This window comes from Roseibium sp. (assembly GCF_965233565.1).
Taxonomy (GTDB): domain Bacteria; phylum Pseudomonadota; class Alphaproteobacteria; order Rhizobiales; family Stappiaceae; genus Roseibium.
In genome coordinates, this window is sequence record NZ_OZ247494.1 from 4,040,519 (window position 1) to 4,065,100 (window position 24,582).

Annotated in this window: 21 protein-coding genes and 1 tRNA gene; 19 read left to right on the forward strand and 3 right to left on the reverse strand. The window is 60.9% G+C overall.

Annotation, left to right across the window (positions count from 1 at the left end; genetic code table 11):
• Window positions 1-191: 191 nt before the first annotated feature.
• Window positions 192-281 (reverse strand) — tRNA-Ser (locus tag ACO6TG_RS18490).
• A 619-nt stretch (window positions 282-900) separates the two neighbouring features.
• Between ACO6TG_RS18490 and ACO6TG_RS18495 the strand changes: the two genes are divergently transcribed.
• The 19 genes from ACO6TG_RS18495 to fdhF all read left to right on the forward strand — a co-directional run bounded on the left by ACO6TG_RS18495 (window position 901) and on the right by fdhF (window position 19,641).
• Window positions 901-1,512 carry a 50S ribosomal protein L21 gene (locus ACO6TG_RS18495; RefSeq protein ID WP_422374542.1) on the forward strand — a complete coding sequence of 204 codons (612 nt, stop codon included), beginning with the start codon at window positions 901-903 and terminating at the stop codon, window positions 1,510-1,512.
• Between the two features lie 55 nt (window positions 1,513-1,567).
• Complete coding sequence (gene rpmA, locus ACO6TG_RS18500) at window positions 1,568-1,837, forward strand: 50S ribosomal protein L27 (RefSeq protein ID WP_094073683.1); 270 nt, start codon at window positions 1,568-1,570, stop codon at window positions 1,835-1,837.
• Window positions 1,838-1,976: 139 nt separating this feature from the next.
• The gene (locus ACO6TG_RS18505; protein ID WP_422374543.1) at window positions 1,977-2,582 is read left to right on the forward strand and encodes a GNAT family N-acetyltransferase; all 606 of its coding nucleotides are present in this window, start codon (window positions 1,977-1,979) and stop codon (window positions 2,580-2,582) included.
• Entirely contained in the window at window positions 2,579-3,148 is a 570-nt protein-coding gene (locus ACO6TG_RS18510; protein WP_422374544.1) for a GNAT family N-acetyltransferase, read from the forward strand. Before ACO6TG_RS18505 ends, ACO6TG_RS18510 begins: the two co-directional genes overlap by 4 nt.
• On the forward strand, window positions 3,145-3,690 hold the full coding sequence (locus ACO6TG_RS18515; protein WP_422374545.1) for a GNAT family N-acetyltransferase: 546 nt from the start codon (window positions 3,145-3,147) through the stop codon (window positions 3,688-3,690). The genes ACO6TG_RS18510 and ACO6TG_RS18515 overlap by 4 nt, the downstream gene beginning before the upstream one ends.
• Window positions 3,687-4,232: a GNAT family N-acetyltransferase gene (locus ACO6TG_RS18520; protein WP_422374546.1), complete on the forward strand. Its 546-nt coding sequence runs from the start codon at window positions 3,687-3,689 to the stop codon at window positions 4,230-4,232. The genes ACO6TG_RS18515 and ACO6TG_RS18520 overlap by 4 nt, the downstream gene beginning before the upstream one ends.
• 50 nt (window positions 4,233-4,282) lie before the next feature.
• A complete protein-coding gene (gene obgE / locus ACO6TG_RS18525; RefSeq protein WP_422374547.1) occupies window positions 4,283-5,329 on the forward strand; it encodes a GTPase ObgE in 1,047 nt (348 codons plus the stop codon).
• Window positions 5,329-6,462, forward strand: coding sequence for a glutamate 5-kinase (proB, locus tag ACO6TG_RS18530; RefSeq protein WP_422374548.1), 1,134 nt, complete (start codon window positions 5,329-5,331; stop codon window positions 6,460-6,462). The genes obgE and proB overlap by 1 nt, the downstream gene beginning before the upstream one ends.
• 11 nt (window positions 6,463-6,473) lie before the next feature.
• Entirely contained in the window at window positions 6,474-7,799 is a 1,326-nt protein-coding gene (locus tag ACO6TG_RS18535; RefSeq protein WP_422374549.1) for a glutamate-5-semialdehyde dehydrogenase, read from the forward strand.
• Window positions 7,800-7,842: 43 nt separating this feature from the next.
• Window positions 7,843-8,478: a nicotinate-nucleotide adenylyltransferase gene (locus tag ACO6TG_RS18540; RefSeq protein ID WP_422374550.1), complete on the forward strand. Its 636-nt coding sequence runs from the start codon at window positions 7,843-7,845 to the stop codon at window positions 8,476-8,478.
• A gap of 230 nt (window positions 8,479-8,708) precedes the next feature.
• Window positions 8,709-9,092, forward strand: a complete 384-nt coding sequence (rsfS, locus tag ACO6TG_RS18545; protein WP_094074960.1) for a ribosome silencing factor — start codon at window positions 8,709-8,711, stop codon at window positions 9,090-9,092.
• A gap of 76 nt (window positions 9,093-9,168) precedes the next feature.
• Window positions 9,169-9,651, forward strand: coding sequence for a 23S rRNA (pseudouridine(1915)-N(3))-methyltransferase RlmH (gene rlmH / locus ACO6TG_RS18550; protein ID WP_422374551.1), 483 nt, complete (start codon window positions 9,169-9,171; stop codon window positions 9,649-9,651).
• Window positions 9,652-9,720: 69 nt separating this feature from the next.
• Window positions 9,721-10,176 carry a GNAT family N-acetyltransferase gene (locus tag ACO6TG_RS18555; RefSeq protein WP_422378907.1) on the forward strand — a complete coding sequence of 152 codons (456 nt, stop codon included), beginning with the start codon at window positions 9,721-9,723 and terminating at the stop codon, window positions 10,174-10,176.
• 336 nt (window positions 10,177-10,512) lie between these two features.
• Window positions 10,513-11,838 carry a murein hydrolase activator EnvC family protein gene (locus ACO6TG_RS18560; RefSeq protein WP_422374552.1) on the forward strand — a complete coding sequence of 442 codons (1,326 nt, stop codon included), beginning with the start codon at window positions 10,513-10,515 and terminating at the stop codon, window positions 11,836-11,838.
• Window positions 11,835-13,163 (forward strand): S41 family peptidase, encoded by a 1,329-nt coding sequence (locus tag ACO6TG_RS18565; protein ID WP_094073694.1) that lies wholly within the window; start codon window positions 11,835-11,837, stop codon window positions 13,161-13,163. The genes ACO6TG_RS18560 and ACO6TG_RS18565 overlap by 4 nt, the downstream gene beginning before the upstream one ends.
• Before the next feature lie 115 nt (window positions 13,164-13,278).
• Window positions 13,279-14,424: a divergent polysaccharide deacetylase family protein gene (locus ACO6TG_RS18570; protein WP_422374553.1), complete on the forward strand. Its 1,146-nt coding sequence runs from the start codon at window positions 13,279-13,281 to the stop codon at window positions 14,422-14,424.
• A gap of 29 nt (window positions 14,425-14,453) precedes the next feature.
• Window positions 14,454-14,984, forward strand: coding sequence for an RNA pyrophosphohydrolase (locus ACO6TG_RS18575; protein WP_422374554.1), 531 nt, complete (start codon window positions 14,454-14,456; stop codon window positions 14,982-14,984).
• Between the two features lie 215 nt (window positions 14,985-15,199).
• Window positions 15,200-16,876: an NAD(P)H-dependent oxidoreductase subunit E gene (locus ACO6TG_RS18580; protein ID WP_422374555.1), complete on the forward strand. Its 1,677-nt coding sequence runs from the start codon at window positions 15,200-15,202 to the stop codon at window positions 16,874-16,876.
• Entirely contained in the window at window positions 16,873-19,641 is a 2,769-nt protein-coding gene (fdhF, locus tag ACO6TG_RS18585; RefSeq protein WP_422374556.1) for a formate dehydrogenase subunit alpha, read from the forward strand. The genes ACO6TG_RS18580 and fdhF overlap by 4 nt, the downstream gene beginning before the upstream one ends.
• 75 nt (window positions 19,642-19,716) lie before the next feature.
• Here the strand turns inward: fdhF and ACO6TG_RS18590 are convergent, their stop codons facing one another.
• A complete protein-coding gene (locus ACO6TG_RS18590; RefSeq protein WP_422374557.1) occupies window positions 19,717-21,825 on the reverse strand; it encodes a hypothetical protein in 2,109 nt (702 codons plus the stop codon).
• 202 nt (window positions 21,826-22,027) lie between these two features.
• Complete coding sequence (locus tag ACO6TG_RS18595) at window positions 22,028-24,115, reverse strand: hypothetical protein (RefSeq protein WP_422374558.1); 2,088 nt, start codon at window positions 24,113-24,115, stop codon at window positions 22,028-22,030.
• Window positions 24,116-24,582: the final 467 nt, after the last annotated feature.

Below are 24,582 nucleotides of genomic sequence, written 5' to 3' on the forward strand. Positions count from 1 at the left end.
AGAGCAGGATCTCCGGATCCCAAGGCACGCTGCAAGCGCAAGTCGGCAGGATCCAGTTGCAACGGATTTTGTGCAGATTGAAATCAGTCGGAACAAGTTGCGGGCAGAGCACCGTTTTGCCGGGACTGATGACAAGCCAGAGAATCGCATCAAGGATTAGCGATTAAGATACAGTATCTTATCAAGAAGAATGGCGGAGAGAGAGGGATTCGAACCCTCGGAACGCTTGCGCGCTCAACGGTTTTCGAGACCGCCCCGTTCGACCACTCCGGCACCTCTCCGCGGCACTATGAGAAAAACGGGTCTCAAGTGGCGCGGAACATAGACAGACTGCGCCGCTATCGCAAGACCGGAATTGAGGAAAATTTCAGGGTGTGGATTTGACCGAATTAGCCATGTCTGCCGAGTGATTGAAGGCAGTGCACGGGCGGTTGCATGCTGGATGCGGTCTTGCCCGGATCTCGGCCTCAACCGTCGGCGGAACCGTGCCTGAACGGCGCACCTTGAAACGATCCACACCGGCAGCGTCAGCAACGCCATCACAGGCACATATCTCTCATGTGTGATACCATGGTGCAAACAAGCGGGTGTCGGCTCAAACCATCCGGCCAATAGATTCAAAGACAAGGCCCTTCCTGGACCCGGAGGTATATTTCCGTTTGACATCGGGAGCTGGCCGACTATATTGCGCGGGCTCGAAAAGGTTCGCTTTTTCGGGTTTTGTTTGTCGTTCCAGGCCTGCCGGGCTTTCAAAGCTTCACGCTCAACCCCGTCACAAAGACCTGTCAGCCGGATTTGCCGGAGAGACAGGCGCCTCGTGTTCGACCGAGAAAACAGCCGGTTGCGGTGCTATACGCTCGCCTCTGGTGTGTCAAAAACGAAAAGAAGGACGTGCGAGACATGTTCGCAGTGATCAAGACCGGCGGCAAGCAGTATACCGTCGCCGCAGACGACCTCCTGAAGGTCGAAAAACTGGACGCCGAAGCCGGCAGCTCCGTCACCTTTGACGAAGTGCTCATGGTTGGCAACGGCACCGACACCACCGTTGGCGCACCGACCGTTGAAGGTGCCAGCGTTGTTGCGGAAGTGGTCGAACAGGGCCGTAACCGCAAGGTCATCATTTTCAAGAAGCGCCGGCGTCAGAATTCCCGCCGCCGCAACGGCCACCGTCAGTCCTTCACCCTCGTCAAGGTGACCGACATTCTGACCGGTGGTGCAAAGCCGGCCAAGAAGGCAGCGCCGAAAAAGGCTGCGCCGAAGGCTGAAGAAACCGCTGAAGCGGCTCCGGCCGCTGCAGAAGCCGCACCGGCTGCTGCAGACGACCTGAAGAAACTGGACGGCGCCGGTCCGGCAGCTGTAAAAAAACTGAACGAGGCAGGCATCACCACCTTCGCTCAGATCGCAGCTCTGACCGCCGACGATGTCGCCCGCGTTGAAGAAGAAACCGGCCTGAAAGGCAAGTTCGAGCGCGGTAACTGGGTTGAACAGGCCAAGGAACTGGCAGGCAACTAAGCCGCCGTTTCAGGTCCGTTAGATTTAAGAATTCGAAGAACGAGGAGTTCTCACGATGGCACATAAAAAGGCAGGCGGTTCGTCCCGCAACGGCCGCGACTCAGCTGGCCGCCGTCTCGGCATCAAGAAATATGGCGGGGAAGCAGTGATTCCCGGCAACATCATCGCGCGTCAGCGCGGCACCACCTGGCACCCGGGCACCGGCGTTGGTATGGGCAAGGACCATACCATCTTCGCGACCGTGGAAGGCAAGGTAGAGTTCCAGGCGAAAGCCAACAAGCGAACCTACATTAACGTGCTCCCGGTAGCGGAAGCAGCGGAGTAAAGCCGACGTGAAGTTTCGAAACGCCGGCGTCCCATTCGACCCCGGCAATTCGAGATGAGGCCAACAACCGGCCAGTCAGAATTCCAAGGGGGAGATGGGGCGCCATCTCTCCCTTGATTTGTTTTGGCTGGAGGAAATGATGGTTGTTGAAAGTGATGGTCTGTTAGACGAGAGCAGTTTGGTCGCGGCCCCGTTGCCGCAGGACGCGGTTCGTGTGCGGCTCGACCAGCCGCGGGCGGACGACCTGGCCGATCTGGTGTTTTTGGCCAACAACAAGATCGTGGCGGCGAACCTCGCCACAATGCCCCATCCGTTCTCGCTGGAAGATGGCCGGGCGCTGATTGCCAAGGCGCATCAGGCAAAACCCCAATCCGCGACCTTTGCCATCCGGCTGAAGAGCACCGGCCGGCTGATCGGCGTGGCTCGCTATGCCAATGTCGAGCCGGGCGGCCCGATCCATGTCGGCTACTGGCTGGGCGAACCCTTCTGGGGGCAGGGCTTTGCAACCGAGGCGGTGCATGCGCTGGTCGACCACGCCTTTACCTATCACGACATTGAAGAACTGCAGGGCTCCTGCCGCGTCACCAATCCGGCTTCGCGCAGGGTTCTGGTGAAATCAGGGTTCCAGTTCCGGGACCAGGCCATGATCCGCTCCGTTGGGGCGGGCGGCTCGGTGCCGATCGAACGCTACACGCTGGAACACGCTGTCTGGAAGTCGTTGAAAGGATGGGGGCAAGGACGATGAGCATGTTACCGGAACTGAAAACCCGACGTCTGGTTCTGCGGCCGATCGCCATGAGCGACGCCGAGGCCATGGTGGCGCTTGCAGGCAAGGATTTTGAAGTTGCCCGCTGGCTGACATCCTTTACCTGGCCCTATGAGGACGGAGCGGCGGAAAGCTTTCTCAAAACGGTGGTTGGCAAGGATCCGTTCGAGACCGAGGCCCTGTTTGCGATCACGCTGGGTGGCGTGTTCATCGGTGTTGTTGCCATCGAGCCTCCGGGCGACCTGGAAGATCTCGCCGACCTGCCGACGCTTGGCTATTGGCTCGGCCGCGCCTTCCAGGGTCATGGGTATGCCAGTGAGGCTGTGGAGGCGGCCCTGGCCTGGGCTTTCGAGGCGTTTCACACCGAGGCAATCGCGGCGCGCGCCTTTGAGGAGAACTTCCGCTCGCGAGGCCTTCTGCGCAAGCTGGGGTTCAAGCCCTATTCCATGACCGAGCGTTTTTCCAAGGCGCTGGATCGGCGGGTGTCGAACGTTGTCGTGCGCTTGTCGCGGGCCGATTTCGAAGCCGGGCGGAAAGCGGCATGAGCCTCCCTGTGCTCAAGACCGAGCGGCTGACGCTCCGTCCGCTCACGCTTGAGGATGCGGACCGGGTGCGGGCGCTGGTGGGCGACTATGACGTCTCAAAGATGCTCTCCGTCGTGCCGCATCCTTACAGCCGAGAAGATGCGGTCTGGTGGATCAATCAGACCGCCGCCTTTGATGAAGACGGAGAACGCGCCTTTGCGATCGACGATGGCAGCGGCCTGATTGGCGCGATTTCGGTGGGGCGGGCAGGTCCGGAGCCGGATTTCGGCTATTGGCTCGGCAAGCCCTACTGGGGCAGGGGGTTCATGAGCGAGGCGGCGCGCGCGGTGCTGACCTGGCATTTCGGCGAAAGCCCTGAAACGACGGTCACGAGCGGTGCCCTCAACGAAAACCCGGCCTCGCTCAACGTCTTGCGCAAACTCGGGTTTGACGATCCTCACGCAATTCTCTTGCCGATCCGGGCTCGGGGGGAGGATTTGCCGGCGACGAAATTCCGGTTGACCCTTGAAGCCTTCCAGGCAGAGGAACCTGTCCTGTCATGACTGCGATCAATCTGAAAACGGACCGCTTGCAATTGCGTGCACCTTGTCCGGAGGATCTTCAAAGCTGTGCGGAGCTGCTTGGCGACTACGAAGTGGCCAAGATGCTCTCGCGCGTTCCTTATCCATATGATCTGGACGCCGGCAAAGCCTATCTCAGCCGCTCCGTCGAGCGTTGGCGGGATATTGAAACCGCTGATGAACTCGGGCTTCACATTGATCATAATGGCCGAATGATCGGCGGCATGGGCTTCAAAAAGTTGCAGGAAACCCCCGAGATCGGCTATTGGCTGGGGCGCCCCTATTGGGGCAAGGGGTTTATGAGCGAAGCGGTCGAGGCCGCCGTGACCTGGCTGTTCCAGAACACCGGGCACGAGCGACTGGCCGGCGAGGCCATGACAGAGAATTCCGGTTCTCTGAAAGTGCTCGAAAAACTCGGCTTCCGGCTGGTGGGCGAGGTCGGTTGCAAAAGCGTTTCGCGCGGGACCACAATCCCCGCCCTTCGCATGGAAGTCACACGAACCGAATTTCTGAACGGCCACTGACCGGGAAGCGGATCAAGGCCTGACAGCAGGACAAGATAAAGAGAACAACAATGAAATTCCTCGATCAGGCCAAGATCTATGTGCGCTCCGGCAATGGCGGCGCGGGCTGTGTGTCGTTCCGGCGCGAAAAATACATCGAATATGGCGGTCCGGATGGCGGCGACGGCGGCAAGGGCGGCGACGTCATCGTCGAATGTGTCGATGGCCTCAACACATTGATCGACTACCGCTACAAACAGCACTTCAAGGCGGCCACCGGCATTCACGGCATGGGCCGCAACCGCACAGGGGCCCATGGTGATGATGTCGTCCTTCAGGTGCCGGTCGGCACGCAGATCTTCGAGGAAGACAACGAGACCCTGATTGCCGATCTGACCGAGCTGGGTCAGAAGGTTCTGCTTTTGAAGGGCGGCAATGGTGGCTTCGGCAACGCCCACTTCAAATCCTCGGTCAACCAGGCGCCGCGCCGGGCCAATCCGGGCCTGGAAGGCGAGGAAAAATGGATCTGGCTGCGCCTGAAGCTGATCGCCGATGCCGGTCTTGTTGGTCTGCCCAATGCCGGTAAATCAACCTTCCTGGCGACGGTCTCCGCCGCCAAGCCGAAAATCGCGGACTATCCCTTCACGACGCTCCACCCCAATCTCGGCATCGTTCAGATCGACGGCAACAGCTTTGCCATGGCCGATATTCCGGGTCTGATCGAAGGCGCGCATGAAGGCACCGGCCTTGGAGACCGGTTCCTGGGCCATGTGGAACGCACACGCGTGCTGCTGCATCTGGTCGACGGGTCCGGCGAGGAAGATCCGGGCGAAGCCTACCGTGTCGTGCGCGGTGAACTCGAAGCTTATGGCGCGGGCCTGACGGAGAAGCCCGAAATCGTGGCGCTGTCCAAATGCGACGCGCTCAACGAGGAACTGATTGCCGAACAGGCTGCGAGCCTGGAGGCTGCCTGCGGTCAGAAGCCGCTGATCCTGTCCTCGGCCAGCGGGTTGAATGTCGACCGGGCGCTGCGCATGATCGTGCGCACCATCGACAAGGACAAGGAAGACGCTGCCAACCAGGTGCCTGCTCCCGAGCAGGAGGGCTGGCACCCGTAATGACCCGCAGCCTGAAAAGTTTCAGCCGGATTGTCGTCAAGATCGGATCCGCTCTTCTGGTCGAGCGCGGCGAACTGAAACGCGCCTGGCTGGATGCGCTGATTTCGGATCTGGCAGGCCTCGCCAAGAGCGGCGCGGACGTGCTGATCGTCTCCTCCGGTTCGATCGCGCTCGGGCGCGGTATCCTGGGTCTGCCCAAGGGGCCGCTGAAACTTGAGGAAAGCCAGGCGGCGGCCGCTGCCGGGCAGATCGCACTTGCCCAGGCCTATGCGGATGCGCTTGGTGCCCATGGCAAGAAGGCGGGTCAGATCCTTCTGACCCTCGGCGACACGGAAGAGCGCCGGCGCTATCTCAATGCCCGGGCAACCATCGGCACGCTGCTCAAGCTCGGCGCCGTGCCGATCATCAATGAAAACGACTCTGTCGCCACCTCCGAGATCCGCTACGGCGACAACGACCGGCTGGCGGCACGCGTGGCGACCATGGCAAGCGCCGACTGTCTTGTGCTCCTGTCCGATATTGACGGGCTTTATACGGCCCCGCCCGCGCAGAACCCGGATGCGGTGTTCCTGCCCGAAGTCCCGCGGATCACCGCCGAGATCGAGGCGATGGCGGGCAGCGCCGGCTCGGAGCTGTCGCGCGGTGGCATGAAGACCAAGATCGATGCGGGCAAGATTGCCACGGCCGCCGGAACCTCGATGGTGATCACCTCCGGCAAGGAACTCAATCCGCTGCAGCGCCTGGAAGAGGGCGCGCGCGGCACCTGGTTTCCGGCGCTCAGCTCTCCGGCAAGTGCCCGCAAGGCCTGGATCGGCGGTCATCTGGAACCACGTGGCCGGGTCACGCTGGACGATGGCGCCGTAAAGGCCATGACCTCCGGCAAAAGCCTTCTGCCGGCAGGCGTCGCGGATGTTTCCGGCAGTTTCGGCAGGGGCGATGCCGTTATTCTGACAGACAAGGCCGGCCGCACGATCGGGCGGGGCCTGATCGCTTATGACGCGGACGAGGCACAGCTGATTGCCGGGCGCAACAGCAAGGAAATCGAGGCCATCGTCGGCTATCCGGGGCGCGCGGAAATGATCCACCGGGACGATCTTGTCCTGGAGGATGCCTTTTTATCAGGAACGCGCTAAAACGCGTTTGAATGAGCGGCTTGCCGTTGCGGCCGCGAGTATGGGAGTTGGAGAAGATGCTGGAAGTCGTCGAGGCACAGTCGACCGAGGAACTGATGGCGGAGATCGGGCAGCGTGCCCGTGCCGCCGGCCGGGTCCTTGCCACGGCCCCAGCAGAGCAGAAAGACCGGGCCCTGAAGGAAATGGCCGCCGCCGTCAGGGCAGCCACACCGCAGATCCTGGCCGGCAACCGCGTCGACGTTGAAACCATGACGGCCAATGGCCAGACGGCCGCCTTTCTGGATCGCGGCACGCTCAACGAAGAGCGGATCGAGGCGATTGCCGGGGCTCTTGAGGACATCGTCGCGCTGGACGATCCGGTCGGCAGCGTCATGGCGGCCTGGGACCGCCCCAACGGCCTGAAGATCCAGCGGGTGCGCACGCCGCTTGGCGTGATCGGTGTGATCTATGAAAGCCGCCCGAATGTGACGGCCGATGCCGGCGCCCTCTGTCTGAAAGCCGGCAATGCGGTGGTCCTGCGTGGCGGCTCCGACACCATCCAGTCCAACCGGGCGATCCATGCCGCCCTGCAAAAAGGCCTGGCGGCTGCGGGTTTGCCGGAGGACGCCATCCAGATCGTTCCGGTAACGGATCGGGCTGCGGTCGGTGAAATGCTGCGTGGTCTGAACGGCAATCTCGATGTCATCGTGCCGCGCGGCGGCCGCAGCCTGGTCGAACGGGTGCAGACGGAAGCCCGCGTGCCGGTCTTCGCCCATCTGGAAGGCCTGGTGCATATCTTTGTCGACAAGGCGGCCGACCTTGCCGCGGCCGTGGACGTGGTCGTCAACTCCAAGCTGCGCCGCACGGGCATCTGCGGCGCCCTGGAGACGCTGCTGGTGCACGAGGCGGTGGCGCACAGCCATCTGCCGGTGATCGTCAAGGCACTGCAGGACAAGGGCTGCGAAGTGCGCGGCGACGCTGTGGTGCGTGATATCTGCGAGAACATCGTTCCTGCCAGCGAGGAAGACTGGTCAACCGAATATCTCGACACGATCCTGTCGGTGAAGGTCGTTGCGGATCTGGACGCGGCGATGGACCATATCGCCACATACGGTTCCAACCACACCGATTGCATCCTGACCGAAGACCAGGCGGTTGCGGACCGGTTTCAGGCCGAAGTGGATTCGGCCATCGTGCTGCACAATGCCTCGACGCAGTTCGCCGATGGCGGCGAATTTGGCATGGGCGCGGAAATCGGCATTGCCACCGGCCGCATGCATGCGCGCGGTCCCGTGGGCGTCGAGCAGCTGACCAGTTTCAAATACAAGGTGCATGGCACGGGTCAGACCCGTCCGTGACCTTTCCCTGCATTCGTGAGTTCAATGGCAAAAGGCAACCGGCATGAGCCCGCTTAGTCTGGGGGCGGAGCTCGACAGGGACTGGCTGAAACTGCCGCATGCCGAAGCGGGCAACCGCATCGGCATCTTCGGCGGTTCGTTCAATCCGCCGCATTCGGGTCACAGGCTGGTCGCCGCGACCGTGTTGAAGCGGCTGGGGCTCGATCAGGTCTGGTGGCTGGTGACGCCGGGCAATCCGCTGAAGAGCCATTCCGACCTGGCGCCTCTGGAACGGCGCCTGCGTCTGACCAGCGACCTGGCGGACCACCCGCGCATGAAGGTCACCGCCTTCGAGCAGGTTCTGGGCACGCCCTATACCGCAAGGACCTTGGTGGCCCTGCAGGCGATGCGCCCGGCGGTGCGATTCGTTTGGGTCATGGGTGCTGACAATTTAGCCGGCTTTCATTATTGGCAGGATTGGCGTGACATCGTCGGTTCGGTGCCGATTGCGATTGTCGACCGCCCCGGGGCCTCCTTGTCCGTGTTGTCGTCTCCAATGGCAAAAGCTTATGAAAAATATAGGCTTCCGGAGGAAGACGCGGCATTGCTGCCGGATATGCAGGCACCGATATGGACGTTTTTGCATACACCGCTCGACCAGACGTCATCGACGGACCTGCGGCGCGGCGCATCAAAATGATCAGCAGATTTACCGAGAATTCCGGGCTGTCTTGAAAATGCCAAACGGGAAGCGGTATTATAGGGACGGTCGCGACGAGCGCGGCCGAGGTACGGTCAACCGGTCCTGTTCCCAAAACGGGTGACGTATGAAGACGAACGTTTCTGTTCGTGACGACGTTGGGCTCAGGACGGCACAAACGGCGAAAGGCACAACACCTGACCATGACCTTTGAAAGCGAGCGGGCTGACATGTCCACTCCTATGACGGCTTCCGTAAGCGCAGATCTTGCGGCAGACCTCCTCGATACGGTCCTCTCCAGTCTTGACGACTCGAAAGCCGAGGACCTGGTAACTCTCGACATCGCAGGCAAGAGTTCGCTGGCCGATCACATGGTGATCGCGTCCGGGCGCTCCCATCGTCATGTGGGCGCGATTGCGGATCATTTGCTGAAGGACCTGAAAGCGGCCGGTGCCGGCAAGGCAACGGTTGAGGGCCTGAACACCTGTGATTGGGTACTGATTGACGCTGGCGATGTGATCATTCACATTTTCCGTCCTGAAGTCCGCGGCTTCTACAATCTGGAAAAGATGTGGGCGCCCGAGACGGACGACGCGCCGCAGTTTATCGGCTGAGGAGATCTGGGGTCCCGAAAGGGGCCTGGATCACCGTCTGATATTTTGGACCGGATCAACATCCGGCGAGGACTTTATGCGCTTTACGCTTTTCTGCATTGGCAAGATGAAGGCCGGTGCGGACAAAGAACTTTTCGACCGCTATCTGGACCGTGCGCGAAAGACCGGGCGCGGGCTGGGTGTCACAGAGGTCGCTCTTCAGGAAACACCGGAAAGCCGCGCCCAGCGGCCGGACGACCGCAAGGCGGACGAAGCCAGGACCCTGATTCAGGGGCTGGGCACCGGCGCGCGTCTGGTGGTTCTGGATGAAAACGGCAAGAACCTGACCAGCCCGGCCTTCAGTCAGAAACTGGAAGCCTGGAAAGATGAAGGGGTTCCGGAGGTCGTGTTTGCGATCGGCGGAGCTGATGGCCATGGCCAGGAAGCCCTTGCCAGGGCGGATCTGAAACTTGCGCTCGGGTCGATGACCTGGCCGCACCAGATCGCACGCATTCTCCTGGCGGAGCAGATCTACCGGGCGATGACCATTCAATCCGGCCACCCCTATCACCGCGTGTGATTGTCCGGGACAGAAGAGAGAAACCTGTTGGCACCGACCCTGGAAACCGAGCGCCTTATCCTGCGCCCCATGAACATGGAAGACTGGCCGGACTACTGGCAGTTGATGCGGTCCGAGCGGTCCCGCTTCATGGGCGGGCCGCTCTCCGAATTTGCAGCCTGGGGCATGTTCTGCCACGACGTGGCACAATGGTCGCTGATGGGGCATGGCGCCTTGATGATAGACCACCGGGAGACCGGGCGCTGTCTCGGCCAGGTCGGCATCAATCACGGGCCGCTTTTTCCCGAGCATGAGCTCGGCTGGTATGTCTATGAGCATGCCGAAGGACGGGGCTACGCGTTCGAGGCGGCAAAGGCCTTTCGGGACTGGGCGGCCGACACGCGAAAACTGCCGGCGCTGGTGAGCTACATGGACCCTGACAACATCCGGTCGGCGCGGCTTGCCGAGCGTCTGGGGGCGGTGCTCGACCCGGACGCTCCAAGGACGGATCCGCGCGACCTTGTCTACCGTCATTTCGGCCCCTGACAGGGGAACTGGCAGTCCGAAGACGGCCGAAATCTGTTCCTCTGCGTCAGATGACGGAAGTTTAACTTTGAAAATGGCCGGAAATGGGCACTCTGCCCGTATCTCGCCGCATTCGGACCGTATCGCTTTTCGATTACCGGAAAGACAAGGTTAGGTCGAAAGCGGTGCACGCGTGGAGAGTTTGTTAACAGGCCGGTCATCAGGGTAAACGCTTCGTTAACGCAGACTGTGTATCGCAAGAGAAGGATAACCTTTGGGAGCTGAGGCAGGTTGAAACCGGATCGCATCACGCATATGCGTCCAGATCTTGAGAAACGGTGGCAGTGGCGACCGTTCTTGAGCGGCCTTGTTCTGAGCATGCTTTTGCCGGTGACACCGGTCCTTGCCTCCGAAAGCGTGGATGAGACGACGGTCGAGAAGCCGGCGGTTGCTCCTGAAGTCAGCGCTGCCCTGGAGCGCAAAAAGGCGCGGGAACAGGAATTGGCGGCCCTCTCACGCGATATTGATGTATCGACGGACAGGCAGGCAGCAATTGCCCGCGAGATCCGGGCGCTCGACAGGGATCGCGAAACGCTCAACGCCAAGATCATCGGCACGTCCGACACGATCAGGGGGCTGGAAACCAGGCTGAGCGACACCGAGCGGCGCCTGCGCGCGCTTGGCGAAAACGAGGATGCCGTCCGGCTGTCGCTGATTGCGCGGCGGGACATCCTGGCCGAAGTGCTGGCGGCGCTGCAGCGGATCGGCAAGCGGCCGCCTCCGGCGCTCGCCGTGCGTCCGAGCGACGCTCTTTCGGCGGTCCGCAGTGCGATTCTGTTGAACGCCGTGATGCCGGAACTGAAGGTCGAGACGGAAGCGCTGGCAGCCGATCTGGAGGAACTTCACCGCCTGAAAGCGGTGATAGCGGAGGAAAAGAACCGTCTGCGCGGTGACGCCATGCGATTGGCTGAGGAAAAGTCGCGGCTGGAGCTTCTGCTCAGCGCAAAAAGGCAGGAACATCAGAAATCGGTTCGAGTCCTGAGAGAGGAAAAGGAACGCGCGGCCGAACTTGCAAACAAGGCGGGATCGCTGCAGGAACTGATCGCGAGCCTCGAGCAGGAAATCGAGAGCGCGCGCGAAGCAGCGGAAAAATCCCGCCAGGCGGCCCTGGATGCGAAACGGCAAGGCAAACGCAGTTTCGATCCGTTCAGCGATCCCGGCCGGCTCGCACCGGCGGTGCCGTTCCAGGAAACGCGCGGGAAATTGCCGCAGCCCGTGTCCGGCACCCTGTTGAAGGATTTCGGCCAGGAAGATGATTTTGGCGGTGTGACGGAAGGTCAATCTATTGCCACAAGGCCGGGCTCTAATGTCACGGCGCCGGCGGACGGATGGGTGGTTTATTCAGGACCTTTCCGTTCTTTCGGTCAGCTCTTGATCCTGAACACGGGCGACGGCTACCATGTGCTCCTGGCCGGCATGGATCGGATCGATGCGGAATTGGGGCAGTTTGTTTTGACCGGGGAACCGGTTGGTGTGATGGGCGCGACCCAATGGGCGAGCGCTTCGACATTCGGCTTGGGCTCGACCCAACCGATCCTATATGTTGAATTTCGGAAGGACGGCCGTGCGATCGATCCCACGCCTTGGTGGGCACGCACAGAAGAAGAAAAGGCTCGCGGATGATACGGAAAACTTCCTTGCTGCTGGTGGGTGCCCTGATGGGAGCGGCAGCGGTTACGACACTGTCCCAGATGCCGCTCAATGTTTCGGGAGCCGCCAACGCCGCGGCCACCGACACGTATCGGCAACTGAACCTCTTCGGCGACGTGTTCGAGCGGGTCCGCTCCGACTATGTGGAAGTGCCGGACGATGCTCAGCTGATCGAAAGCGCCATCAACGGCATGCTGACTTCGCTGGATCCCCATTCCAGCTACATGTCCCCCAAGAGCTTCCGCGACATGCAGGTGCAGACCCGCGGTGAGTTCGGCGGCCTCGGCATCGAGGTCACCATGGAAGAAGGCCTCGTCAAGGTCGTGTCTCCGATCGATGACACGCCGGCAGCCAAGGCCGGTGTCCTGGCGGGTGACCTGATCACCTATATCGACGGCGAGCAGGTTCAGGGCCTCACCCTGAACGAAGCGGTTGAAAAGATGCGTGGCCCGGTCAACACCGACATTGTCGTGACCGTGCGCCGCAAGGGCCGTGCCGAGCCGTTCGACATCACCATCACCCGCGATATCATTCGCATCCGCTCCGTGCGCTGGCGCGAAGAGGATGATGTCGGTTATGTCCGCGTCACCCAGTTCAACGAACAGACTTTCGATGGCCTCAAGAAGGGCATTGAGGAAATGTCGGAGAAGATTGGCGACGACAAGCTGAAGGGCTTCATTGTCGATCTGCGCAACAACCCGGGCGGTCTTCTTGACCAGGCGATTGCCGTTTCCGATGCCTTCCTGGACCGCGGCGAGATTGTCTCGACCCGTGGCCGTGAAGCCGACGAGACGCAGCGCTACAATGCCCGTGCGGGCGATCTGACCGATGGCAAGCCGGTCATCATCCTGGTGAACGGCGGGTCGGCCTCTGCGTCCGAGATCGTTGCCGGCGCCCTGCAGGACCACCGCCGCGCGACCATTTTGGGCACACGGTCCTTCGGCAAGGGCTCCGTCCAGACGATCATCCCGCTGGGCGCAAACGGTGCCATCCGCCTGACCACGGCGCGCTATTACACGCCCTCCGGCACCTCCATCCAGGCCAAGGGAATCGTGCCGGATATCGAGGCGCTGCAGGATCTTCCTGAAGAGCTGGTCGGCCGCGTCGACACCAAGGGCGAAGCGGGCCTGCGTGGCCACCTTGAGGCCGATGGTGAAGAGCAGTCCGGCAGCCAGGCCTATGTGCCGTCGGATCCGGACGAGGACACCCAGCTCAAGCTGGCGCTCGATCTTCTGCGCGGCGTACAGGTCAACAGTGCCTTCCCGCCTGTCTCCGACAGCGCTGCCGTCAAGAACTGATGCCAACGAGGCGCGCCGCCGTGTGGCGGCGCGCCGGTCTCTTTCGTTTTCGTTCTGCGTATTCCAACAACAACACGTCTCCGGCCGGCGGCCGGACAATTGACTCAGGACGGTAATGTCGAGCGAAGATCTCACAGCTCCCCTAGGTATGGGCAAACGGCGGCTCGTCAGGCTGCCGTTCGGTCTGATCGGCGTCGGCATCTTGAGCGTCATCTTCACGACTACGCTGATCTGGATCGCGGTCGTGGACGATCCGCTCGGCGGCGAGCCGGTTGCGGTCCTGCCGCTGGACGCTGTTGTGGAAGGCGTCACGTCCCAGGATATTGAAGTCGTCGAAATCCGTCCGGGTATAGGCGACGATCTCGGCCCAAATCTGCGGCCGGAAAGCGCCAAGGACCTGATGGGGCCGCGCTATGACATGATCCTGCGACCCGACGGTCTGGGCCCCGAGGCACCCGTCACCAGCCTGTCGATCAATCCGGACAGCCGTGTCAGCGAACGGTCCGACTATGGCTTCCTGCCCAAGGTGAGCGAAGCGGGCGTGCGCCCGTTGGATGCCTATTCCCGGCCGGTCGTGAACGAGTTCAAGTCGATCCCGAAAATTGCCGTGGTTGTCACGGGTCTGGGGCTCAGCGAGACCGGCACCCAGAACGCCATCTCCAGCCTGCCACCGGAAGTCACCTTCGCGCTGGCACCCTATGGCGAGGATCTGGATCTGTGGATGCAACAGGCCCGCACCAAGGGCCACGAACTGTTGCTGCAGCTGCCGCTCGAACCTTTTGATTTTCCGGACAATGACCCGGGACCACACACGCTCCTGGTCAGTCTCAGGCCCGCTGAAATGCTCGACCGGCTGGCCTATCTTCTGACACGCGCAACCAATTATGTCGGAACGATTCCTGAAATGGGTGCGCGGTTCACTTCGACCAAGCCGTCCATGGAATATCTGTTTGAAAAACTGAAATCCCGTGGCCTGATGTTTGTCGACAACGGAACGTCGTCCCGGTCGATCGCGGCCGAGATGTCCACGGACAAGCGCCTGCCGTTCAGCGGCGTGGATGTGGTTCTGGACGAGGTGCCAAGGGACGACAATATCGACGCCAAGCTGTTGCAGCTGGAAGGCATCGCCCGCTCCCGAGGGATCGCCGTGGCCGCCGGGTCGGCGCTTCCCGTGACTGTACGCCAGCTGCAAAAATGGGTACAGGATCTGGAAGAGCGCGGTCTCCAGCTGGTGCCGATCAGCGCCACTATCGACCGGTAGTTTTTGATCTTTTTGAAACAGGTGACATCGTGACGAAGCTTGAACTCGGACCGGGATTTCCGGCACCTTCTGAGGGGCTTCCCTATCGCCCATGTGTCGGCATCATGCTGATCAACAGGGACGGTCTGGTCTGGATCGGAAGCCGCGACGATGGCGGCAGTTCCTCGAACTACGAGTACAGCTGGCAGATGCCGCAGGGTGGTATCGACAAGGGCGAAGCTCCCGAGCCCGCGGCTCGAAGGGAACTCTACGAGGAAACCTCGATCAGGTCCGTGACCCTTTTGGAGGAAGCGCCTGAGTGGTTTGCCTATGACTATCCGCCGGATGTCGTCAAAAAATCGCGCAAGGGCAAGCACCGGGGACAGGCGCAGCGCTGGATCGCCTATCGATTCGACGGGTCCGACGACGAAATCAATATTCTGACACCGCCGGACGGCCATTCGGCGGAGTTTTCGGAGTGGCGCTGGGAAGAGGCCAGCCGGTTGCCGGAGCTGATCGTTCCGTTCAAACGGCCGGTCTATGAGCGGGTGATTGCCGCGTTTTCACATCTGACCGCCTGAGGCACCTGCCGCAGACGCCATCGTCAAAGCGTCAGCATTTGAAGGCCGATTGTCGTTTTTCAAACAGACAGACGGCATCCGCATCGCTAACATCGCGCCAATTCAAGGGCTCACCGGTCGCCTGGTACACAGGATCGGCTGGGGCTGCAACAGGCACGAGGCGAGCGCGGACGCGACATCCAACGCGCGCTCATGAGGAATTGGGAGGAACGCCAATGTCTTTCGGCAAGGGGCTTTCACGCAAGCCGTCCCAGACGAAAGGGCGTCAATTGGAAGATGCGGCACTGGCCGAGGTGCAGGCGATTCTGGGCGATGAGCCGCGTCGCCGCGATCTGTTGATCGAACACCTGCACAAGATCCAGGATGCTTTTGGATGCCTGGAAGCACGCCACCTCAAGGCGCTGGCAGACGAGATGAAGCTGTCGCAGGCCGAGATTTACGAGGTCGCCAGCTTCTACCACCATTTCGACATCGTGCGCGAAGGGGACGCCAAACCGGCGCCTTTGACGATTCGCGTTTGTGACAGTGTTGCTTGCGCCCAAAAAGGGGCAGATGCGCTGGCAGCTGCACTGGAAGGCGGTGTTGACCCGGCCAAGGTTCGTATCCAGAAAGTGCCCTGCATTGGCCGCTGTGCCGGAGCGCCGGCCGTTCAAGTCGGTAAACGTGCCGTCGACAATGCGTCTGAACTCTCCGTACGCGCCGTTCTCTTTGAAGGGGAAACAGCCGCGGAGATCCCGGATCACGTCAAACTCGACGCCTATCGTACGGGCGGTGGTTACAAGCTGCTGGATCGTGTCCGGGCAGGCGAGCTGGACGCGGCGGCGATTGCCGACATGGCCCTTGAGGCAGGCTTGCGCGGTCTGGGCGGGGCCGGCTTTCCAACCGGCACCAAGTGGAAGATCGTCAACGATCTGCCCGGCCCGAAATACCTGACCATCAACGGCGACGAAGGTGAGCCCGGCACCTTCAAGGACCGCTATCATCTGGAGCGCGATCCGCACCGGCTTCTGGAAGGAGCCCTGATCGCTGCCCACGCTATCTCCGCGGACCGCATCTACCTTTATATGCGCGACGAATACCCGGCGGTGCTGGAGATCCTGAAGGCGGAAATCGAAGCCCTGCGCACGGCAGGCATCATCACCTCCATCGACATCGAGCTGCGCCGTGGTGCCGGGGCCTATATCTGCGGCGAGGAAAGCGCGATGATCGAGTCGATAGAAGGCAAGCGCGGCCTGCCGCGCCACCGTCCGCCCTTCATCGCCCAGGTCGGCCTGTTCGGCCGCCCGACCCTCAATCACAATGTCGAGACCCTGTTCTGGATCCGCGACATCGTCGAAAAGGGGCCGGAATGGTTTGCTGCCCAAGGCCGGCGGGACAAGAAAGGCTTCCGGTCTTTCTCGGTTTCCGGCCGGGTCAAGGAGCCGGGGGTCAAGCTGGCACCGGCCGGCGTCACCATGAATGAACTGCTGAACGAATTCTGCGGCGGCATGGAAGACGGCCACAGCTTCAAGGGCTACCTGCCGGGTGGCGCGTCCGGCGGCATTCTGCCGGCCTCGCTCGCCGATGAGCCGCTCGATTTCGGCACACTCGACAAGCACGGCTGCTTCATCGGCAGTCACGCCATCGTGGTCTTTTCCGACCAGGACGACATGCGCGATGTGGCCCTCAACCTGATGCGTTTCTTCAAGCACGAAAGCTGCGGCCAGTGCACGCCGTGCCGGTCTGGTACGGAAAAGATGGAACATCTTCTGGCTGAAGGCGACTGGGACGAGGCAAAGATCGCCGATCTCGACGCGGTGATGCGGTCCGCGTCCATCTGCGGTCTCGGCCAGGCGGCCAGCAACCCGGTCGCCTCGGTTCTGAAATTCTTTCCTGAGGAGTTCGGCAAATGAGCCAGATCACCTTCTCTCTTGATGGCAAGAACGTCACCGCCGGTGAAGGCGAAACCATCTGGCAGGTGGCCAAACGCGAAGGCGTCGCCATTCCGCACCTTTGCCACAAGGATGCGCCCGGTTACCGCTCCGACGGCAATTGCCGGGCCTGCATGGTCGATATTGAAGGCGAGCGTGTGCTCGCCGCCTCCTGTATCCGGACACCGTCGGAAGGCATGGTCGTCAAGACCGCGACCGAACGCGCCGAAAAGGCCCGTGAGATGGTCTTCGAACTGCTGGCCGCCGACCAGCCGTCCCGCGACCATCACCCGGATCCGGAAAGCGACTTCTGGAAATGGTCCGATGCGATCGGGGTAACCTCCAGCCGGTATGCACCATGTGAAAAACCGGCCCAGGACATTTCGCACCCGGCCATTGCGGTCAATCTCGATGCCTGTATCGCCTGCAACCTGTGCGAACGCGCCTGCCGCGAGGTTCAGGTCAATGACGTCATCGGCATGGCCGACCGGGGCGCGCACACGGTGCCGGTCTTCGATCTGGCCGATCCAATGGGCCTGTCCACCTGTGTGGCCTGCGGTGAATGCGTTTCTGCGTGCCCGACCGGTGCGCTCATGGAAAAGAGCCTCCTTGATGCGACGGCCACAAAGCGGGAAGTCTTTGCAGAAGAGACCGTCGACAGCGTTTGCCCGTTTTGCGGGGTTGGCTGCCTGACATCCGTTTCCGTCAAGGACGGCAAGATCGTCAGCGTTGAGGGTCGGAACGGCCCGGCGAACGAAAACAGGCTCTGCGTCAAGGGCCGCTTCGGCTTTGACTATGTCTCCAGCCCGCAGCGCCTGACCAGACCTCTGATCCGCCGGGACGATGCCCCGAAAGGCCGTGATATCTCCATGACGCTGGAGAACCATCTCGATTATTTCCGCGAGGCAACCTGGGAGGAAGCGCTGGACAGGGCGGCAAGCGGCCTGAAGGCAGCGTTCGAGGCCAAGGGCGGAGCGGGCATTGCCGGATTCGGGTCCGCCAAGGGCTCCAACGAAGAGGCCTATCTTTTCCAGAAGCTGATCCGCCAGGGCTTCCAGACCAACAATGTCGATCACTGTACGCGTCTGTGTCATGCCTCGTCCGTGGCAGCGCTCATGGAAGGCATCGGCTCTGGTGCGGTCACCGCGCCGTTCAATGCCGCCGAGGATGCCGATTGCATGATCGTCATCGGAGCGCGCCCGGCCCAGAACCATCCCGTAGCAGCCACCTATATCAAACAGGCCGCCAAAAAGGGCACCAAGCTGATCGTGATGGACCCGCGCGGTCAGGACCTGATGCGCTACGCCGAATACGGCCTGAAGTTCAAGCCGGGCACGGATGTCGCCATGCTGAACGCGCTCCTCAACGTGATCATCACTGAGGAGCTTTATGACAGCCAGTATATCGCGGCCCATGTCGACGGCTTCGAGGCGCTGAAGGAGAAGATCAGGGACTTCACACCCGAAGCCATGGAGCCGGTCTGCGGCATTGATGCGCAAACCCTGCGCGAAGTCGCAAGGCTTTACGCCACCAGCCAGAAGTCGATCATCTTCTGGGGCATGGGCGTTTCCCAGCATGTGCACGGCACGGACAATGTCCGCTGCCTGATCGCAATGGCGCTGACCACCGGCCAGATCGGCCGCCCGGGGACGGGCCTGCATCCGCTGCGCGGTCAGAACAACGTCCAGGGCGCGTCTGATGCCGGCCTGATCCCGATGGTGTTTCCGGACTACCGCTCCGTAGAAAACGCAGACATCCGCTCCGAATTTGAAGATGCCTGGGGCCGCACGCTCGACCCTGTGCGTGGTCTGACCGTTGTTGAGATCATGGACGACATTCTGGAAGGTGGCATTGAGGCGATGTTCATCCAGGGCGAAAACCCGGCCATGTCCGACCCGGATCAGAACCACGCGCGCAAGGCGCTGGCGAGCCTGAAGCATCTGGTGGTACAGGACATTTTCCTGACCGAAACAGCCTGGCATGCGGACGTGATCCTGCCGGCCTCCGCCCACGCGGAAAAGCTCGGCACCTTCACCAACACCAACCGCCAGGTCCAGATCGGCCGGCCCTGCGTGCCGATGCCGGGAGAGGCCCGCGCCGACTGGGAAATCCTGATCGAGCTGGCCAACCGGCTGGGTCTTGGCTGGTCCTATGACGGCGTTCCGGCAATCTACGAGGAAATGCGCTCGCATATGGCTTCGCTCCAGAACATCTCCTGGGAGCGGCTGGAGCGCGATGGCACGGTCACCTATCCGGCCGACGCGCCGGACAAGCCGGGCAACGAGATCCTGTTCGGCCAGTCTTTCCCGACGGCCGATGGCCGCGGCAAGATCGTGCCCACCGAACTGGTGCCGCCCAACGAGGTGCCGGACGAGGACTACCCGATGGTGCTGACCACGGGCCGCATGCTGGAACACTGGCACACGGGCGCAATGACCCGGCGTGCCGAAGTGCTCAATGCCATCGAGCCGGAACCGGTTGTCTCCATGAACCCGCGCGACATCAAGCTCCAGGGGCTGGAGATCGGTCAGCAGGTCACAGTCGAAACCCGCCGCGGCGCTATCACCCTGACCCTGCGCGCCGACCGGGACGTCTCGACCGGCATGATGTTCATCCCGTTCTGCTTCTTCGAAGCGCCGGCAAACTTCCTGACCAACCCTCAACTCGACCCGTTCGGCAAGATCCCGGAATTCAAGTTCTGTGCGGCACGGGTCGGCGCTGCACAACAGCGCGAGGCGGCCGAGTAATAAAAATCGAGAAGATCGAGGGTCATAACAAAGGGGCGGCCAGTGGCCGCCCCTTTTTTGTGTCGTTTAAGACCTTCAGTTGGCTTCGATCTTGACGGCCAGCAGATCCGGCAGGGTTTGCGGCGCGGCCATGCTACCGAGGATATGGGTCAGCGGCACAGGCGTCCTGGGTGTCAGCGTCGCCTTCAGTTCACCCGGGGTTTCCAGAAACGTGGAGGCTGCGTCATTCACCATTTCGGAGAAGGTCTTGTTCTGGACCTGGGCTGCTGCTTCATCAATCTGCTTGAGCAGCGCCTCTCGAAAGACGGCCTCCGGCATGCCCTGGGTCGCCGCGATCTTGCCGAGGCCACCGGCGACCAGTCCGGCATCTCGAAAGCTGACCGACGCATTGACGAACTGGGCCATCGCCAAGGCGAGCTCGCCCTGTCCCAGCGGATCCTCGAACAGCGCCCGAGACACATTTGCAAACCGGGCATCGATTTCCAGAGCGCCGAGACCTTCGATGGACACCTTCAGCTTCTCAAGCTGCAGATCAAGGGTCTCTTCGTCCCAGTGGAGCCGGGTCTGGCTGGACCAGACGATTTCGGAAAAGCCAAGCGTCTTCAGCAGGGTTTTGACCTGACCTTCGGACACCATCTCAAGGGGGTGCCTGATGTCCCGGTAATCTATATCAATCCGGGTCGGAAGCGGCGGAACCGACGTCGCCGCGCTGAAGTGGGCCTTGCCGATCGACATGTCATCGGCACCTGGAAGGTCAAGATCAGCACCCTCCACGGTGTAGGCCAGCGACCGGGGCAACACCGCCCGAAACATCCCAACGGGATCTGCACCAGCGGAGTCGATGTCGGATAGCAGTGCCTTGAGCACCGGTATCATGGGCTCGTATTCCGCAAATTCGATGTTGAACAGGCTTGCCCGGTCGACCCTTGCACTGCCGCCTCCCGGAATGTCGGGAATACGGATCCCCGAAACCGTCAGGTCATCAACGCCATTTGAACTCAGATCAGACAGGGTCACCGAATCGACAAAAATGGAGAATTCATTGCGTCCGGAAGTATCGGCGATGTCCAGTTTCAATCCCGAATAGTCAAGCCCGCCATAGGAAAATATTCTCGCAAACTGGAACGATTCTGACAGCAGGTAGTCGAACAACGCCGTCTCGGTTTGCCAGTTCCGCGGAACCATCATTCCGGTCGCCAGTTTGAAGAGGTCAAAGCTTCGCGCGCGAAGAGACACTCCACGGGTTTCGGCCTTATCGATGGAAATGTCCATCTCGAGGCCCTCGTCAATCGGCAGTGTCGTTCTGACGTTCCGCTCGACGGCTGTTTCAACCAGTTGCACGTCTTGTCCAGCTGGAATCCGGTCACCGGCCAGCACATCCAGGTAGGCGCTGAAATTGACCCCCAGCAGCTCCGAACGCCCCTGACTGTAGCCCCCCTCGGACACGCTTTCGTCCACAGCCGCGAGAACTTCGGTGCTGCCTAATTCGAATTCCATCCGCTCCCAATAGCCGTCGCGCGAATTCTGAATGCGCAGCTGCTTGCGCATCACACGCTGATTGAGAATGAGTTCCTCATCCTCGCCGTCCAGACGGTTGACGAACAGGTCAGAGTGCTCCCTGTCGGCCGTCATCAAATCGAACGAAGGCAGCAGCAGCGCGTGGACAAGGGGGCGCCATTCCCGAAACGAACGTGCTTCGGCTTTGTTGTCGATTACCGGAAGCGACACGCGATAGTTCAGCGCCTCGAAATTATCCGTGAAATGCCAGAGTTGCGCGCGCAAGGCCTCGTCAAATGTCACGCTGCCCGATAAGCCGTTGGAGCCGGAGCAGCTGTAGAGGCTTGCGCTGAACGTCCTGTCCTCCTGCGCGAAGCCTTCCAGCTTGCAAAGGTCTGCCCGGATCTTGAATGAGAATGCGGCCGGAGAGGGAGTCTCGCCGTCGTCTTGGCGGAAATCGTTGAGAAGCTGTCCACCGCCGGAGACGACGAGCTCCTTGACTGTCAGGACATCTGCGTCCTGGTCATAGTCGATTGCTTCGACGGAAAGGGTCAGCCCAAGGTCTGTGAGTGTATCCAGATAGGCATCAAAGGCGGCTTTGCCGGTGGTTTGGGCCTGCGACGTGGACCAGGACAGCAGCACGACCACGCTGGCCACGGCAAACTGACGGATAGTTGAAAGGAACATCCGGCCAGGCTCGACAAAGGCTTTCAATTGCAAGCTCCAAATTTGTGTTCAGAAAAACTGGGACAGACCAAATCCTGCAGATCTGTACCGTCTCCCATACGAATTACTGTAAAATTTATCAATGAGTCCCGGCAGGAACCGCGCCGCCGAAAAAGAAAGGGCGGCCACTGGCCGCCCTTTTATGGTGCCGTTCTGGGGAAGCTCAGTTGGCTTCGATCTTGACGGCCAGCAGATCCGGCAGGGATTGCGGCGCGGCCAAGCTGCCGAGGATCTGGGCCAGCGGCACCGCGGCCGAAGGCGTCAGGGTAATTTTCAGCTCGCCCGGGCTTTCCAGAAACTTGGAAGCCGCGTCGCTCACCATCTTTGTGAAGGCCTCGTTCTGGACCGGCGCGGTGGCCTGGGCCGCCTGGGCAACCAGCGCCTCGCGGAAAACATTCTCCGGGATGCCTTGGGTCTCGGCGAAATGGGCAATGCCCTTCGACGCAAGGCCGGCATCACGGAATGTCGCCGAGGCCTCGACGAACTGGGCTACAATCAGGGCCATCTGACCCTGACCTTCCGGATCTTCGAACAGGGCTTTCGGCACATTGGCAAAACGGGCGGAAATCTCCGCACGACCGAGACCCTCGATCTCGGCCATGAATTTTTCCAGATGCAACTCGAGGGTGTTTTCGTCCCAATGCAGGCGTGTTTCGTCCGACCAGACAACATTCTCCAGGCCGAGCGCACGGAACAGCGCCTCCATTTCCGGATCTTCAACAGAGCTGACCGGCACCTGGAGGCCCTCGCTGCGCATGAAGACACTTGTCGGGATCGGTGACACCGTTGTGGAGACGGTCATTTCCGCAGCGCCGATCTTGGCCTTCTGCCTGTCCGGGGCAACGGCCTCGAGCCCCTTGACCTCGTAGCTGAAAGACAGCGGCAGGAAGGCGCGGGCAACGTCAAACGGGTGGTCCTCACCAAAATTCGGATCGGCCATCAGCGTGCTGATCATGGCGCGCATCGGCTCATAATCGGCGAATTGAATACCGCCGATCGCAGCCTTGTCGAGCTTGAGCGAAGCGCCGTCCGGGAGTTTCGGGGCGATCAGGCCTGCAAGCATCATTTCTTCAATGCCGTTGGAGTTGACGCCCGTCATGGCGATTTCTTCAATGGTCACCTCAGTATCCTGCTCCAGCTCGGGAGTCGGGATCTTGACTTTAATGCCTCCGAGGCGGGCGTCGGCGAGTCCGTAGGACCGGTAAAGCTGAAACACACTGGTGATCATCTTCTCTGGCGCCAGGTCCGACGGGCTCATGAGATCGTCATAGATCGCGAGCAGGCTGCCTTCCCGCTTGGTCAGCGTGAAGGAGTCCATGCTGGCCCTGTCGGCGGTGAACTCGACCCCAACTCCCTGTTCCAGTGTCTGGGTAAACGAAAAATCCTCGGCGGATAGGGAACCGATGAACGTTTGCGGCTCGCCGGTTTCCGGCACATCCGGATCGAGCATGTCGAGATAGGCTGCGAAATTGAAATCTTTGTAGACGGTCTTGCCCTGGCGGGCGGTTATGTTCGGCGGATTGTCCTCCGGGACGCTCCCCTGGAAAGTCTGCGTGATGTTGTCGACGGACATCGAAGCGATCCTGCCGTCGACGGAATCGCTCATCAGATACCCGTCCATCTGGATCGTGCCGGACAGCACGGCGCGTTCCTGATCATCCTTGCTTTCGACCACTTCGAACGTGAAACCGGTTGAATCGACCCTGATTTCCTCAAAGGAAGTCAGCAAGCTGGCTCGCAGAAAGGGCAGCCAGCGGGTGACCGGCTTGGTTGGATCTGCTGCGGGCAGGTCCGGAAGGGAGAAGCTGTAGTCGGTTGCCGACAGGCCGGACAGGCGCACGTCGATCTTCAGGTGGCCCTTGCCTTCGCGCTGAGCGGTGAGGTTTATCTGGGTATCGTCCGAATAGACCCAGCTTTCCGCCTTGAACACGCCGTCGTCAAAGGAAAGCCCGCTGATCTTGATCTGGCTGCTCGACATGGACAGGTCATAGGCCGGCTTGGCACCGTTTTTTGCAAGACCGTCCGGTGCATCCTCGACCGTGCCGCTGAGCGAGACGGTGCTGTCCGTCAGCGTCAGCGTATCACTGCCGGCATCGTAACGGACATCGCCGTTCTTGACCTGCAATCCGAGTTTTTGCAGATGGTCAAAATAGGTGTCGAGAGCAGCTGTTCCGCTCTCTTGCGCAAAGGCGGTGCCGGAAGTCAGAGCCAGCGCGGTGCCCAGTGTCAGCCAGTGGGTACGAGCCTTCAAAGAGGATGGTTTACGTGCGGGAGTGGCGGGAAATGTCAATTTTTTGGCTCCAAGGAAATGATCGGAAACGAGGTGGGGCGTCTTCGATATAGGCGTAGGTCGTCGGTCATTCCACGGCCATGGCCCATTCTCATGACAAGGATCTTGATCGTCACAATGTTGATCCTGTGCGCTTGTTGGCCGCTTTGACTGTCAACCTCAGCCAGGATCCGGACCGCGGACCGAAAGGTGTCTCAAAGGGCTACTTGCAGGTGCTTCTTTGGCTGGCGTGGGGCTCCATCGCGGAAGCTTGATTAGGGCGGCAGATAGGTGAACCGCCGACACCCGCCGGTCCGACTCGACGAGAGCATTCTAAGGGCGGCTTGCCTTCGATGTTCAGAAAAGGGCCGCAGACCAGAACCGCAGACCTGTCTGATCTTCCATACGAGTTATTGTAAAATTTATCAATACAACTCTCAGGACAGCCC